The organism is Pararhizobium sp. LjRoot255 (genome assembly GCF_964252905.1).
Taxonomy (GTDB): domain Bacteria; phylum Pseudomonadota; class Alphaproteobacteria; order Rhizobiales; family Rhizobiaceae; genus Pararhizobium.
Map to the genome: position 1 here is coordinate 1,301,984 of NZ_CAXUPQ020000002.1, position 14,096 is coordinate 1,316,079.

Here is a 14,096-nt window from a genome sequence, read left to right on the forward strand (position 1 = left end):
CGCCTTGTCCGCGAGAGGGTTTCCGATAGGCTGCCAGCTGGCAATCAGGCGCGGTGATCGATACGGGCCATCAGCCGGTCGCCCAGCCACTGGATGCCGCAGACCATGACGATGAGCACGATGACCACGGCGATCATCACGCCTGTCTCGAAGCGTTGATAGCCGTAGCGGATCGCGAGATCCCCCAGCCCGCCGGCCCCGATCGCGCCGGCCATCGCCGACGCGCCGATGAGGGTGACGAGCGTGACGGTGAAGCCGGCGACGATGCCTGGCAAGGCTTCCGGCACCAGCACTTCGCGGATGATGGTCCAGCGATTGCCACCCATGGCGCGCACCGCTTCGATCAGGCCCCGGTCGACCTCCCTGAGCGACACCTCGGCTATCCGGGCGTAATAGGGTGTCGCAGCAATCGCCAGCGGCACGATCGCCGCCCAAGTGCCGAGCGCTGTGCCGACGATCAGCCGCGTGACGGGGATGAGCGCCACCAGCAGGATGATGAAAGGTACGGAGCGGAAGCCGTTGACGATGGCGCCGAGCAGCCGGTTGACCCAGAGATTTTCGGCAATGCCGCCGCGATCGGTGGCAATCAGCGCCAGACCGAGCGGAAGTCCCGCCAGCAGGGAAATGAGGCCGGAGGCGCCGGTCATCAGAAGGGTTTCCCAGATCGAACGGAGAAGAAGATCAAGTAGAACGGGCGTCATAACCAAGGGCCTCCACGCGGGCCGAGCGACCCTTCAGAAATTGCAGGACGGGATCCAGCCGGGATGGGTCGGGCACGCCGATGAAGAAACGTGCAACCGGCTGCTCCTGGATGTGGTCGATGCCGCCATGGATCAGCCGGAAGGAATTCGGCAGTGCGGCCGAGAGATCGGCAAAGAGCGGCGAATTGGCGTCCGGCCCGGCCAGATCGACGCGGAGCACCGCTTCGCCGCCCGGGCTTTGGCTGAGGCGGCGTGCGATATGGTCGGGCAGTTGCGGCCGGATGGTGCTGAGAAGGCTGCGTGTGGTCTCGCTGCGGGGATCGGCAAAGACCGACCAGACAGCGCCTTCCTCGACAATGCGCCCGCCGTCAATGACCGCGACCCGGTCGGCGATGTTGCGCACCACTTCCATCTCATGCGTGATCAGCAGAATGGTCAGGTCGAGCTTTTTGTTGATGTCCTTGAGAAGGTCAAGGATCGCATGTGTGGTTTCCGGGTCGAGCGCCGATGTGGCTTCGTCCGACAAAAGTAGCGCCGGCCGGGCGGCCAGCGCCCGGGCGATGCCGACACGCTGCTTCTGGCCGCCCGACAGCGACGACGGATAGGCCGTTGCCTTTTCCGACAGCCCGACGAGATCCAGCAGTTCCGCGGCGCGTTTCAGGCGCGCGGCTTTCGGCAGGCCTTCGATCTTCAGCGGCAGGGCAACGTTTTCCTCGATCGTCTTGGCCGACAGCAGGTTGAAGTGCTGGAAGATCATGCCGATCTTGCGCCGCAGCGGCTGAAGCTGTCGTTCGGAAAGGCCGGTGATATCGCGTCCTTCGATCAGCACGGTGCCAGAGTCCGGCCGTTCCAGCCCGTTGAGGCAACGGATGAGCGTGGACTTTCCCGCGCCGCTGCGGCCGATGATACCGAGGATCTCACCCTTGCGCACGGAGAGCGAGACGCCGTCGAGTGCTGCAGTTTTGCCGAAGCGGCGCCTGACATCGGCCAGCCTGACGACATCCGGCCTGTCGTCGGCGTTGTGCGGCATGGCAATCGGGGCCACGGTGGTATGGGAATTCATCGAACGTCCTTTTCCGCTGTCGCGGCAATCAATGGTCAACGCCAAAGGCGGCCCGGACGAAAGTCCGACAGCCGCCTTCGCAGTTTCTGTGGTTGGTCCGTATCAGTATGCGCTGATACCGGTGCCTTTGTAGACCCGATCGAACTCGGCCTTCACGGTGTCGTTCTGGTAGGCCGAGACAAGCGTCTTGACCCAGGGCTCGTTTTCCTGACCGGCCTTGACCGCGATGAAGTTGCGGTAGGGATTATCGGCTACCGGCTCCTGGGCAATGCGATTGTCGGGCGTCAGGCCGCTCTTCAGGGCCCAGTCGGTGTTGACGACGGCGCCATCCAGATCATCGATGGCGCGGCCAACGACGCCCGCGTCGAGTTCTTTGATCTCGATTTTCTTCGGATTCTCGACGATGTCGGCAATGGTGGCCAGAATGCCGGTACCGTCCTTCAGCTTGATCAGGCCTTCATTTTGCAGCACGCGCAGAGCGCGGCCCTCGTTGGAAGGGTCGTTCGGTACACCAACGATTGCGCCATCCTGAAGATCCGCGATCTTGGTGAATTTCTTAGAATAGAGCCCGATCGGCCAGACGCCGGTGTAACCGACGGGGACGATCTTGTAGCCGTGTGTCTTGATCTGATTTTCGAGGTAAGGCTGATGCTGGAAGGCATTGGCGTCGATTTCGCCACGCTCGAGCGCTTCGTTTGGCTGCGTATAGTCGTTGAAGACCACGGTCTCGATCGTCAGATTCTGCTTGGCGGCTTCCGCCGTCACAACGCGCCAGACATCTTCGTCCTCGCCGCTGATGATGCCGACCTTGATCGACTTTGCGTCCTCGGCAAAGGAAGTGTCCGGAAGCGAGGAGGCCGCGACGGCGAATGTCGAGGCCAGCAAGACCGCAAGCGCCGCGCGGCGGGAAAGCGTTGCTGCCTTGGAGAGTGGGGCGAAGATGTTGCTCATGAGGGATCCTGTACAATTCCTGGGAGGATAAGGCTGTTTCTGAGCTCAGGATCGCAAATGCCTATTTGATAAGCGAAGAATGATTATGTTTTGTGCGGATTGATGCGGGAAAATTCTTCTGCCCTTGTCCCTGCACGCAAATCAATTTTCTATTGATTTTATATACTATTGAGATCGACGGCATCCGCATTAGCACGAAGCCGCAGTTGCTGCGGCGTCAGCGCGTACTGCGCCCGAGCCCGTAAGTGAGTGCCAGCGCGCCGACGAGAACGGCGCCCTTGACGAAATCCTGGGTGTAGTAGGGCGCGTTCAGCATCGTCAGCCCGTTCAGGAGGATGCCGACGAAGACGGCGCCGACGATCGTGCCGAAGACATTGGGGCGGCGCAGGCCGAGCACCGCAAAGCCGATCAGAGATGCCGCCACGGCATCCATCAGCAGCGATCCTCCCGACGAGACATCGCCGCGTCCGACGCGGGCAGCCACGATGATGCCGCCGAGCGAGGCAAGGGTGCCGGAAAGCACGTAGGCGAGCGTTTTGAGGCGTGGAACCGAGGCGCCCGCGAGCCGCGTCGCGACCTCGTTGCCGCCCGTGGCAAACAGCAGGCGACCGACGCGGGTATGCTCGGTCACAACGTAGAGAGCGAGCGCGACCAGAAGCATGACCGCGACGGGCGCCGGAACTAGGCCGAACAGGCTCGATCGGCCGATTAGCAGGAAGGCGGGGTCGTAGCTGCCGGTTGCCGTCGAACCGTCGGGAAGAATGAGCCCCGATGAAATCGAGCGGCCTGCCGTCGGGATCAGCTGGAGGCCACTCAGCAGAAACATGACTGCGAGGGTTGCAAGCAGGTCAGGCACCCTCAGCTTGACGATCAGAAAAGCATTGGACAGGCCGACAAGGGCGCCGAAGGCGAGGACCAGCGGCACGGTCTGGGTAACATTCAGCCCCCAGACGATCATCGCGTAGCTCGCCGCCATGACGCTGGAGGCGGCAACGGCGCCGATCGACAGATCGAAGCCGCCGACGGCCAGCGTCACAGTGACCCCGGCGCCGAGGATGGCGACCACCGAGACGGCTTGGAGAATACTCATCTGGTTGGCGAGATTGATGAAGGCAGGCTGGGCGATCGAAAAGCCGACGATCATCGCAGCCAAAAGGATGAAGACGGCGCTGGTGCGCACAAGCGTTCGCAGTCGCTCGAGCGGGATTGGTCGCGCGCTGGCGCTCAACGCCCGTGTCTGGTTGTCGATCGGTGTCATCGTGCTGCTGCCTCGAATGTCTGTGCCGATGCCGGGTTCAAAGCCGCCGGTGTCAGCGTGTGATGGTCGATGAAGAGGATCCGGTCGGCGACTTCGAGCGCCTCCTCCGGATCGGATGTGGCGATCAGCGTGGCACGCTGTGTATTGGCGCGGATCGCCGTGATGATGTCGTGGCGGGCGCCGACGTCGACACCCTGGAAGGGCTCGTCGAGCAGAAGAAGGCGGCTCGGCTCCGCCTCCCATCGCCCGAGGATGACTTTCTGCTGATTGCCGCCGGAGAGCGAGGATATGGCGGCATCCGGTCCTGATGCCCTGATGCCGAGCCGGTGAATGGCACGCCCGGCTTCGGCCCGCTCGCGTCGGCCCAGAAGGAAGCCGGACGGAAACCAGGTCGCGAGATGCGGCAGGCTGATGGTGGCGGCAAGCGTACTTCCCGGCCAATCCGCAGGCATCAGCGAAGAGCGGTGCCTGTCTTCCGCTGCCATGAACACGCCGGCATCAATCGCGGCCCGAACAGAAGTGGGTGCGTAGAGGATGCCATCAAGGCGCATGGTTCCGCCGGCCAACGCCGCATTGCCAAAGATCGCCGAGAGAAGCCGGCTTTTTCCCGCGCCGAGCACGCCCGAAATCGCGACAACCTCGCCGGCGTGGAGATCAAGGTCGAAGGGAATCGTCCCCGGCAGCAGGGAAGCATTCCGCATTGCGAAGATCGGTGCGCCGATCACCTCGCGCGTATCCGGTCGAGCCGACTGCAGTGGCCGCCCGATCATCGTTTCGACGGCCTTTTCGAAATCGACGGGGCGATTGAAGCTGGCGATTACCTGGCCGCCGCGCATGACGGCGACCCTGTCTGCCAGCGCTTCCAGATCGGCAATCCTGTGCGAGATATAGAGGATCGCCATTCCTTCGCCGCGCAAGCGCTTCAGGATCCGATAGAGCCGCTCGGACTCCGGTCCGGAAATGCTGGCTGTTGGTTCGTCCAGGATGAGGACTAACGCCTTGCGCGCGACAGCGCGGGCGATGGCGATCAGTTGACGATCGGCAGCCGACAGGTCGGCGAAATCCAGATCCAGTGGCAATTCGAAGCCCGCTGCCGTCAAGATGTCGCGAGCCTTCCGGCGGATGGTTCGTCTGCTCACGAAGAACGGTGCCGATCCGTCGGCGTAGTTGTTGAGCAAGAGGGCATCGGCCACGGTCAATCCGGGGGCCCCGACCCGGTCGGTGGATTGATGGACGGTCACGATACCGGCGTGGCCGGCGTCCGCGGGAGATCGCACCGCATAAGGGTGACCGGCAAATGTGATGGTGCCGCTGTCCGCATCAAGCGCGCCGGACAGAATATTCACCAAGGTCGACTTGCCGGCCCCGTTCGCTCCCATCAGGGCCACGATTTCTCCGGCGTCCACCTCGAGGCTGGCCCCCGTAAGTGCCCGCGTGGGTCCGAATGAACGGGCCAGTCTGTCGATCTTCAAAAGGGGCATTATGATAACCGGTTGTGGCATAAAGTATGTAATCTATAGAATGTATGCAAATCCGCTAGGCGTGCTGAAAGGGGATTCCAAACTTGAGGGCTTCCCGACAAATTCGTTCTGGCGGAAGGTCGCGGCATGAAACATCGCACCGGGGTCTACTGGCGTCCCGCCTCTGCAGATGCGTAATGATTGCCTGTTCTGTCGCGCCTCTGTTTCGAAGATGAAATTTCTCCGGCGGCGAGCAAAAACAGAAGTCCATATTTGTCTATAAAATACCTAGAATATATAAGTTAATGGAGCGGATCCGGCATGGATCGACGCTGTAACTGAGAGCGATCAAGAAGGGATCAGACAATGCGACATCTTTTTGCGGGACTGGCGTCCGCGGCATTCATAACATTTGGTCTCATGGGCGGCGCACAGGCCGAGGGGCTGGAGGGGGCACCCGCGCCATTCGACAAGGGTGGCGTCAAGGTGGCGCTGATTGCCTATATTTCGGGTGGGGATTTCTTCCAGGCATACCAGGCAGGCGCCGAGGCACAGGCCAAGGCGCTTGGCATCGATCTGCGGATCTTTCCGGGAAAACAGAATGCGGCCGAGCAGCGTGAGCAGATCAACCAGGCCATCAATCTCGGCCTCCAGGGCATTGTGATCGACCACGGTCAACCGGAAGCGATCAGTGACGTGGCGCAGCAGGCGATCGACGCGGGCATCAAGGTCGTGGCGTTTGACGTCAATCTCAACAACAAGGCGATTCCGCAGGTGGAACAGAGCGACCACGAACTGTCGCGCCTTGCGCTTGAGCAGGTCGTCAAGGATAACGGCACCAGCTTCAATGCCGGTTACGTCTATGTCGCAGGATTTGCGCCGCTGGACCGCCGCAACGAGGTTTGGGAAAAATTTAGGGCCGACAATGCTGGTGTCGTCGAAAAAGCCCGGTTTGGTGTGGTGAACGATACGACCGCGACCAGCACCGCCGATCAGGCAAAGGCCGCGTTGACCGCCAACCCCGATATCAATGTGGTCTTCGCGCCCTATGATGAATTCGCCCGCGGCGTAAAGCTGGCGGCGGCCGATCTTGGGATATCCGACAAGCTCAAGATCTATTCCGCCGACGTCTCCACTGCCGATATTCAGGAAATCGTCGAGGAGGGCAGTCCGTGGGTTGCGACCGTTGCGACCAACCCGGCTGTCGTCGGTGCGGTTTCCATTCGGGCCGTCGCGCTTCAGATTGCCGGCCAGGAGGTTCCTGCCACGATCCTCGTCAAACCAGCGCTGCTGACGCAGGCGCAACTGCGGGAAGCCGGTGTCAAGACGATCGAGGAACTGGCGGCGAAAGTGCCGGCGTTCAGCGAAAGCGACGCAGTCACCGCGGACTGGATCCCCGCCAAGCTCTATTGATCTCGATCCCCCGCCCGGCAGCGCACAGCCAAGCCGAAATGTTGCTGCCGGGTCTTTCAATTCAGACTTGATCACTAAATCTATGCAATGAATCAATTGTTGTCTTGAGGCCGTCGCAATTCCGCAGTAGCCAGAATAAACCGAATTACCTGGCCACCGGAATTCGTTCTCGCAAGATATGATGGCGGTGATGGCCCTTTCGACGGCCATCTTCATTGAAAGAGTTGTTTGGAATGCTGACGAAAAAAGGTAAGTACGGGCTGAAGGCTCTTGTTGATCTTGCACAGCTCGATATTGGTGAAACGGCGTTTGTGACTGAAATTGCAACGCGGAACAATATTCCCAAGAAGTTCCTGGATACCATTCTCCTGGACTTGCGCAAGGCGGGAATACTGCGATCCAAGAAAGGGCCGGGCGGTGGTTACTGCCTCTCGCGTCCCGCATCCGACATTCACATCGGGCAGGTCATCCGCACGCTTGACGGCCCTCTAGCACCCATTCGCTGCGCAAGCCGGACGGCCTTCGAGGCCTGCGACGATTGTTCCGATCCGGTTGGTTGCCATGTTCGCCGTTCCATGAGCCATGTCCGCGATGCCATCGCGTCTGTCCTCGACAACATGACGCTGGAACAGTTTGCGGCGAATGACAACCGGGCCGATGCCATCGAAATGCTTTGGGAACCCGAAGCGGTCTGAGGGCCGGAACTTGTTACCGAACAGAAGGGTCGCTTGCGGCCCTTTTTGCGTCTGACGCCGGGGTTGTCGGCAGGAGATTTTTCGAAGGCCCAGCCGATACGGAATAAAATTCCTGTTTAATCTATGTAATTTATATACAAATTATCCGATCGACACCGATACGGAGATACAGGCGATGAGTGACGCACAAATCCTGCGCAATCCCAGGCATGAGGACGGTCTGGCAGGGTTGTTTGCCCGGGCCGAAGACATCTCAGCGGATCTGACTGCGCGGGGCGCTGCGCTCGATGCCGCGGGCAGGCCGCCGCTTGAGGAAATCCAGATGCTGAAAATGGCCGGGCTGCTCAATGCCCTGCATCCCAAGGAGATCGGCGGTAGCGGGATCGACTGGGTGTCAGCATTCAGGCTCGTGCGTATCCTTTCGCGCGGCGAAAGCTCGATCGGCCAGCTGCTGGGTTATCACTATGTCAACAGCCAGTACATCTACTGGGGCGCGTCCGATCCCGCGAAGGCAAAAGCACTGGGCATCGAGACCGTTGCCCGTAACCTCTACTGGGGCGCCGCCGTTAATCCACGCGACCCCGGCCTCGTGCTTTCCCGCAAAGGCGACGGTTATGTCCTCAACGGCCGCAAGACCTTCTCGACCGGCGCGCGTGTTTCGGACCGCATCAATGTCAACGCCACCATCGACGGCAAGATTGCCAATTTCGTGATCCCGACCGATCGGCCGGGTTACGTCACCAATGACGACTGGAACAATATCGGCCAGCGTCTGTCCGATAGCGGCAGCGTCGAATTCCATGATTTTCCGGTGACGCATGACGATTTCATCCAGCCGCTCGCTGATCCCTCGGACAAGCCTCCCGTGCTTGCGACATTCAACACACCGTTGATCCAGCTCGTCTTCGTCAATTTCTATCTCGGCACGGCGGAAGGCGCTCTGAACGCAGCGCTCGACTATGTCCGCACCACCACGCGACCCTGGATCACGTCCGGCGTCGCAAAGGCATCGGACGATCCTTATATTCTGGAGCGCGTCGGGGAGTACCGATCGACGCTCAAAGCTTCCTTGGCTCTTGCCGACCAAGCGGCAGGCGAGGTGCAGGAAGCGCTGGCGCGTGGGAAGTCCGTCACCGAACGGCAGCGCGGGGAGGCGGCCATCGCTGCCTACGAAGCAAAGGTCCACGCCACCCACGTCTCGCTTGATATCACCTCCAAAGTCTTCGAACTGATGGGTGCGCGCGCCACGGCCGCGCATTATGGCTTTGATCGTTATTGGCGCAATGTCCGGACGCACACCCTGCACGATCCTGTGTTCTACAAGGCCAGGGAAGTGGGGGAGTTCGCGTTGAACGACCGCATTCCTGAGGTCAGCCTTTACAGCTGACCTTGCAGGAGGTGCCCGACCACAAACAAAGACACCGGTGGCAGCAGTCTTGTCGTCAGTTTTGGCCGGAGGCGATCCTCGTATCCCGTCCCGACAGGTTGCGGAAATTGACGGCGGGGTGCGGGGCCTGGAGCCTCGGTCCCTGTCCGAACAGCTTTTCGCGCAGCGTACCTTTTGCGTAGTCCGTCTTGTAGACACCGCGCTTCTGCAGTTCCGGGACCAGAAGATCGACCGCGTCCTCAAAAGTTTCCGGCGTGACGGCATAGGCTAGGTTGAATCCGTCGACGTCGGTATCCTCGACCCATTCCTGCAGCAGATCGGCAACCGTCTGTGGCGAGCCGACGAAGACCGGGCCAAAACCGCCGATGCCGACCCAGTCGGCCATTTCCCTGACGGTCCAGACCTTGTCCGGATCGATGGTGGTGAAGGTCTCTACGGCGGACTGGACAGCATTGGTGTAGCGGTGGCGCAAGGGCTCGTCAGGCCCAAACTGACCGAAATCGATGCCGGTCCAGCCGGAAATCAGCGTCAGTGCGCCCTCGTAGGACACATACTTGCGATATTCGTCGAACTTCTTTTTCGCTTCCGCATCGGTCTCGCCGAGAATGACGGTCTGCAGGTTGAAGGCGAGGATGTCGCGCGGATTGCGGCCGGCGCGCTCGGCGGCTTCGCGGACGTTTGAGACATAGCGCTTCAGAACGGTTTTTGATGGCGCCGCCACAAAGATGCATTCGGCATTGGCGCCGGCGAAATCCTTGCCACGGCTTGAGGCGCCAGCCTGGTAAAGAACCGGTGTGCGCTGCGGCGACGGCTCGCTCAGGTGAATGCCGGGTACCTTGAAGTACTGACCGTCATGCCGAATGGGGTGGACCTTTTCCGGATGGGTGAAGATGCCGCTTGCCCGGTCGCGGACCACCGCATCGTCTTCCCAGCTGCCCTCCCAGAGCTTGTAGCAGACCTCGAGATATTCCTCGGCCAGATCGTAGCGGTCGTCATGCTTGACCTGCTGCGCCTGGCCGATGTTGAGCGCGCCGGAGTTGAGATAGGATGTGACGATGTTCCAGCCGACGCGGCCTTTCGTCAGATGATCAAGCGTCGAGATGCGCCGAGCAAAGGTGTAGGGATGCTCGAAGGACAGCGAGGCCGTCAGGCCAAAACCGAGATGCTCGGTGACGTAGGCCATGGTCGGCACGAGCTGCAGCGGATCGTTCACCGGCACCTGGGCCGAATGCTTGAGTGCTGCATTGGTGTTGCCGTTCAGCACATCGTAGACGCCGAGCACGTCGGCAATGAACAGCCCGTCAAACTTGCCGCGCTCGAGCGTCTGGGCCAGGTGAACCCAGTAGTCGAGATCCTTGTATCTGTGCGACTGATCGCGTGGATGCGTCCAGAGGCCCGGCGACTGGTGACCGACGCAGTTCATGTCGAAGGCATTCAGGCGTATTTCGCGGCTCATGATCATCCGTTCCCCAGGGAATTCAGAGGGCGCCGTTGCGCGGCGGCAAGGTGTCGTTGAGGTGGTAGTCGCCGACGACGTGATACTTCCAGCGGACCGGATCATGGAGCGTGTGCGTGCGGGCGTTGCGCCAGTGGCGATCGAGGTTGAGCCCCACCTTGGTCGAGGACGTTCCGGCCAGTTCGAACAGCGTGTTGGTTGCTTCGAGTGCGATTTCCGTGGTCAGTACCTTGGCGCCGGCGACGGCCAGTGTTGCCTCGATCGCATTTTTTTCGGTCGGGTTGACCTGGGCGATGTCGACCTTGTGTCCGGCCCGCTCGACGAGCGCCGACGCCGCCTCTAGCCGGATTGCGAGACTGCCGACCTTGGCGATGGTCAGCGGGTCCTGCGAGGCGCGCTCAACGCCGCTGTTCATCCAGGGGCGGGCCTTATTGCGGACGAAATCGATGGTTTCCTTGAAAGCGGCGCGCGCAATACCGAGATCGATACCTGCGTGGATGATCTGGCCGACGGAGCCGATCGTCGTCGCCCGCTCGAACCCCCGGTGATGGCGCACAACAGCGTCCGCGTTGACGTAGACATTCTGAAGAACGGTGGTGCCGCTGCCGGTGGTCCGCTGCCCGAAACCGTCCCAGTCGTCGATGATCTGCAGGCCTTCGCTGTTGCGCGGGACGAAGGACATGGTGAGCTGGTCTTCTGCATCCAGCGCGAAAACGACGACCCATTCGGCAAAGAGAACACCGGTCGAATAGAACTTTCGCCCGTTGATCCTGTATCCGATGCCGTCTGCCGTCAGGCGGGTGTTGTAGTCGCCGACGGTTCTCGTTCCCGTTTCGGACAGGGCGTTGCCGAAACGATCACCGGCGAGTGCCCGGCCAAAGAAGAATTTCTTCTGTTCCTCGCTGCCGTCTGTGCGCAGCGCTTCGAGGATGTAGAAATGGTTCTGCGGGATCTGGCCGATCGAGCCGTCGGCTTCCGACAGGATCGCTATGACCTCGGCAAGAACGGCGTTCGACACGTCGGCGCCGCCGTACTCGTTGGGCACCGTTATCCCGAGCAGGCCGGATTGTGCCAGGAGGTCGATCTCGTCATAGGGAATGATGCGATTGACATCGCGCTCGCTTGCCCGCTCTGCAAAGATCGACGCGAGGCGCCGTGCCTCTTCGAGAGCCTCCTCTTCCGTCTTGAGCCGGTGAGCCGCTGGGCGGATATGCTCGGAGAGATGTGACACGGTTGCCATAGATCGCTTCCAATCCTGTGAGGGTGGATCATCAGTGACGGAATCAAGATTTTTCGTGAAGGTAGCATATTCTATCGATTTTATGGATATTGAATTTTCTTTCCTTACGGAAGTTTTTAGCCGCCGTCATAGTTGGCGTCATGGTTGGGTGTCCGTCTTGGTTCAAGCCAGATCGTTCGCGAAAGGGCATCCACGCTTCGTTTGTGGGAGCCGACGCGATGACGCGTACACTTATCCTGCCGGGTTTCATGGGGTCTGGAACGGACCATTGGCAGCAGCACTGGCTGTCCGACCATCCAGGCTCGCGCCTGGTGGAGCAGGACAACTGGGACCGGCCGCATCTGGATGCTTGGCTCGCGCGTCTTGAATCTGTTCTCGGAAAGCACGGCGACGTTATACTCGTCGCTCACAGCCTTGGTTGCTTGCTGGCTGCGCATCTCGCAGCTCGGGCATCGGCTGAAAGAATCCGCGGCGCACTGCTTGTTGCACCCTGTCATCTCGATAGGACAGAATATATCCACCCAGGTGCCATTCGCTTCGGAGCGATGCCGGAAGCCCCCCTGCCGTTTCCAAGCCTTGTCGTCGCGAGCCTCAACGACCCTTATATGCCGTTCGAGCAATGCCGCCACTACGCGTCTCTTTGGGGCAGCGATCTGATCGATCTTGGTCACGCTGGACACATCAATGTGGCCAGCGGGTTCGGGCGCTGGGTGCATGGCTACAGGCTCGCGTCCCTCCTTCAACGCGACGGTTCCGACACGATGGCCGGAACGGCATCAAGGATCGGTTCTCATCGCCCGTTCCGGGGATTGGTTCGGGACAGACGATTGCTTTCCTAGAGCCGGCTGCCCCATGGAACGAAGCGTCGTTCGATCAGCCGCGCAGCGGTTTCGAGCAGAAAGGCAATCACGGCAATGGCGAGGATGCCGCCGATGACGACGTCGGTGACAAGAAATTGGGCGGCCGCCTGAATCATGAATCCGAGGCCGCGCGTTGCCGCGACAAGCTCCGCGGCAACGAGCGTCGACCATCCCGCACCAAGCGCGATCCGGATCCCGGTGAGGATCGAGGGCAGGGCGCTCGGAAGCGTGACATGCCGGAGGACCTGGATGGGCGTGGCTCCAAAGGAGCGGGCGGCGTTGATCCGGTCTTTCGAAACAGATTTCACCCCCGCAACTGTCGAGAGGATGATCGCCGGCAGCATGGCAAGCGAGATAACAACGACTTTCGAGGTCTCGCCGATGCCGACCCAGATGATGATCAGCGGCAGATAGGCAAGCGGCGGCAAGGGTCTGAGGAATTCCACGATAGGGTCGAAAATCCCCTTGCCGACGTCGCTTGATGCAATGGCGAGGCCCACCGGAATGCCGATAGCGACGGAGGCAATCAGGGCTGCGAAAATTCTCAGCAGACTTGCCAGCGTGTGCTGTGCCAGCGTCGAATCCACAAAACCTGTGGTAGCGAGATTGCCGAGCGAGACAGCAACTGTCAGTGGCGAGGGCAGGAAGACCGGCGAAACCACCTGGTAGAAGGATAACATCCACCAGCCGATGATCAGGACGGCAACCGTCCCCACGGATATCACCGTGGTCGGAGTGGCGAGGCGCGTCTTTGCGCCGCTATTGTCGGCTTTCGCGATCGCGCCGGCGGGAGCCGGAGTTTCCATCGGCAGCGTCATGCGGCGTGCTCCGTTCTGGTGTCGTGAATAAGGTCTGTCAGCCTGTCGTGCAGTGCCTGGAAGGCCGGGTCCTTCTTGATCGAGCGCGCAGATCTGTCATCGAGCGCGGCTCGCCCGAACGATACCGGAATGTCGGCGGTGATGCGGCCCGGAGTGGGCGACAGCACGATGATCCGCGTGGCAAGGAAAAGTGCTTCCTCGATGCTGTGCGTGATCAGCATGACGCCGGCCCCGCTTTCCGCCCAGACGCCGAGGAGGAAGGATTGCATCCTTTCCCGTGTCAGCGCATCGAGGGCGCCCAAGGGCTCGTCCATGAGAAGGAACTTCGGTTCCGACGCGAGTGCGCGGGCTATGCCGACCCGCTGGCGCATGCCGCCGGACAGTTCCCAGATTTTCTTGTCGCCCGCGCCAGGAAGTCCGACATGGGAGAGCAATCGGTCGGCCGTTTGGTGCCGCTCTGCCACGGGCACACCGCGCAGCCGCAGGGGGAAGGCAATATTGTCGCGAGCGTCGAGCCAGGGATAGAGGGCGTCGTCCTGGAAGACGACTGCGCGGTCGGCATCGGGCTTTGTCACCGGCTTTCCATCCACCGCGACGCGGCCCTTTCCCGGCGTGAGAAAGCCGGCGGCGAGGTTGAGCAGGCTTGTCTTTCCGGAGCCAGATCGGCCGATGACCGCGACGAATTCGTCTGAGCGTATGCCCAATTTGATGGCGTCGAGAACGGGCGCCGAGGCACCATTCGGCGCGCCATAGTCCAGAGAAACGCCTTCGAAGGTAAGAGAGCTCACGGCACG

13 protein-coding genes are annotated in these 14,096 nt (G+C 61.0%); 4 read left to right on the forward strand and 9 right to left on the reverse strand.

The genetic code is table 11. From position 1 onward, the window contains the following. Positions 1–44: 44 nt before the first annotated feature. The 5 genes from ACSQ2W_RS25240 to ACSQ2W_RS25260 form a co-directional block, all read right to left on the reverse strand. Entirely contained in the window at positions 45–701 is a 657-nt protein-coding gene (locus ACSQ2W_RS25240; RefSeq protein WP_436088845.1) for a methionine ABC transporter permease, read from the reverse strand. Further along, entirely contained in the window at positions 682–1,731 is a 1,050-nt protein-coding gene (locus tag ACSQ2W_RS25245) for a methionine ABC transporter ATP-binding protein (protein WP_436089000.1), read from the reverse strand. The genes ACSQ2W_RS25240 and ACSQ2W_RS25245 overlap by 20 nt, the downstream gene beginning before the upstream one ends. A gap of 135 nt (positions 1,732–1,866) precedes the next feature. Further along, positions 1,867–2,715 (reverse strand): MetQ/NlpA family ABC transporter substrate-binding protein, encoded by an 849-nt coding sequence (locus tag ACSQ2W_RS25250; protein WP_436088846.1) that lies wholly within the window; start codon positions 2,713–2,715, stop codon positions 1,867–1,869. 217 nt (positions 2,716–2,932) lie between these two features. Beyond that, positions 2,933–3,973 (reverse strand): ABC transporter permease, encoded by a 1,041-nt coding sequence (locus ACSQ2W_RS25255; protein WP_436088847.1) that lies wholly within the window; start codon positions 3,971–3,973, stop codon positions 2,933–2,935. Beyond that, complete coding sequence (locus ACSQ2W_RS25260; protein ID WP_436088848.1) at positions 3,970–5,454, reverse strand: sugar ABC transporter ATP-binding protein; 1,485 nt, start codon at positions 5,452–5,454, stop codon at positions 3,970–3,972. Before ACSQ2W_RS25260 ends, ACSQ2W_RS25255 begins: the two co-directional genes overlap by 4 nt. 345 nt (positions 5,455–5,799) lie before the next feature. Here ACSQ2W_RS25260 and ACSQ2W_RS25265 point away from each other — a divergent pair, with 345 nt between their 5' ends. The 3 genes from ACSQ2W_RS25265 (at position 5,800) to ACSQ2W_RS25275 (ending at position 8,928) form a co-directional block, all read left to right on the forward strand. After that, positions 5,800–6,846: a substrate-binding domain-containing protein gene (locus ACSQ2W_RS25265; RefSeq protein ID WP_436088849.1), complete on the forward strand. Its 1,047-nt coding sequence runs from the start codon at positions 5,800–5,802 to the stop codon at positions 6,844–6,846. Positions 6,847–7,079: 233 nt separating this feature from the next. After that, the gene (locus tag ACSQ2W_RS25270) at positions 7,080–7,541 is read left to right on the forward strand and encodes an RrF2 family transcriptional regulator (RefSeq protein ID WP_436088850.1); all 462 of its coding nucleotides are present in this window, start codon (positions 7,080–7,082) and stop codon (positions 7,539–7,541) included. A gap of 175 nt (positions 7,542–7,716) precedes the next feature. Further along, entirely contained in the window at positions 7,717–8,928 is a 1,212-nt protein-coding gene (locus tag ACSQ2W_RS25275) for an acyl-CoA dehydrogenase family protein (RefSeq protein ID WP_436088851.1), read from the forward strand. 55 nt (positions 8,929–8,983) lie between these two features. Here the strand turns inward: ACSQ2W_RS25275 and ACSQ2W_RS25280 are convergent, their stop codons facing one another. Continuing rightward, a complete protein-coding gene (locus ACSQ2W_RS25280) occupies positions 8,984–10,384 on the reverse strand; it encodes an LLM class flavin-dependent oxidoreductase (protein ID WP_436088852.1) in 1,401 nt (466 codons plus the stop codon). Between the two features lie 22 nt (positions 10,385–10,406). Then, complete coding sequence (locus ACSQ2W_RS25285) at positions 10,407–11,624, reverse strand: SfnB family sulfur acquisition oxidoreductase (protein ID WP_436088853.1); 1,218 nt, start codon at positions 11,622–11,624, stop codon at positions 10,407–10,409. Between the two features lie 218 nt (positions 11,625–11,842). On the opposite strand from ACSQ2W_RS25285, the gene ACSQ2W_RS25290 reads away from it, so the two are divergent. Further along, positions 11,843–12,463, forward strand: coding sequence for an RBBP9/YdeN family alpha/beta hydrolase (locus tag ACSQ2W_RS25290; RefSeq protein ID WP_436088854.1), 621 nt, complete (start codon positions 11,843–11,845; stop codon positions 12,461–12,463). Here the strand turns inward: ACSQ2W_RS25290 and ACSQ2W_RS25295 are convergent. Further along, entirely contained in the window at positions 12,460–13,302 is an 843-nt protein-coding gene (locus tag ACSQ2W_RS25295) for an ABC transporter permease subunit (protein ID WP_436088855.1), read from the reverse strand. The genes ACSQ2W_RS25290 and ACSQ2W_RS25295 overlap by 4 nt on opposite strands. Beyond that, entirely contained in the window at positions 13,299–14,090 is a 792-nt protein-coding gene (locus ACSQ2W_RS25300; protein ID WP_436088856.1) for a taurine ABC transporter ATP-binding protein, read from the reverse strand. Before ACSQ2W_RS25300 ends, ACSQ2W_RS25295 begins: the two co-directional genes overlap by 4 nt. Positions 14,091–14,096 lie beyond the last annotated feature (6 nt).

Excerpts from the sequence above, each read along its gene's own strand:
- ACSQ2W_RS25275 (WP_436088851.1), top strand. The coding sequence starts at position 7,717 with ATGAGTGACGCACAAATCCTGCGCAATCCCAGGCATGAGGACGGTCTG.
- ACSQ2W_RS25260 (WP_436088848.1), bottom strand. The coding sequence starts at position 5,454 with ATGCCCCTTTTGAAGATCGACAGACTGGCCCGTTCATTCGGACCCACG.
- ACSQ2W_RS25295 (WP_436088855.1), bottom strand. The coding sequence starts at position 13,302 with ATGACGCTGCCGATGGAAACTCCGGCTCCCGCCGGCGCGATCGCGAAA.
- ACSQ2W_RS25250 (WP_436088846.1), bottom strand. The coding sequence starts at position 2,715 with ATGAGCAACATCTTCGCCCCACTCTCCAAGGCAGCAACGCTTTCCCGC.
- ACSQ2W_RS25265 (WP_436088849.1), top strand. The coding sequence starts at position 5,800 with ATGCGACATCTTTTTGCGGGACTGGCGTCCGCGGCATTCATAACATTT.
- ACSQ2W_RS25270 (WP_436088850.1), top strand. The coding sequence starts at position 7,080 with ATGCTGACGAAAAAAGGTAAGTACGGGCTGAAGGCTCTTGTTGATCTT.
- ACSQ2W_RS25280 (WP_436088852.1), bottom strand. The coding sequence starts at position 10,384 with ATGAGCCGCGAAATACGCCTGAATGCCTTCGACATGAACTGCGTCGGT.
- ACSQ2W_RS25245 (WP_436089000.1), bottom strand. The coding sequence starts at position 1,731 with ATGCCGCACAACGCCGACGACAGGCCGGATGTCGTCAGGCTGGCCGAT.
- ACSQ2W_RS25240 (WP_436088845.1), bottom strand. The coding sequence starts at position 701 with ATGACGCCCGTTCTACTTGATCTTCTTCTCCGTTCGATCTGGGAAACC.
- ACSQ2W_RS25255 (WP_436088847.1), bottom strand. The coding sequence starts at position 3,973 with ATGACACCGATCGACAACCAGACACGGGCGTTGAGCGCCAGCGCGCGA.
- ACSQ2W_RS25290 (WP_436088854.1), top strand. The coding sequence starts at position 11,843 with ATGACGCGTACACTTATCCTGCCGGGTTTCATGGGGTCTGGAACGGAC.
- ACSQ2W_RS25285 (WP_436088853.1), bottom strand. The coding sequence starts at position 11,624 with ATGGCAACCGTGTCACATCTCTCCGAGCATATCCGCCCAGCGGCTCAC.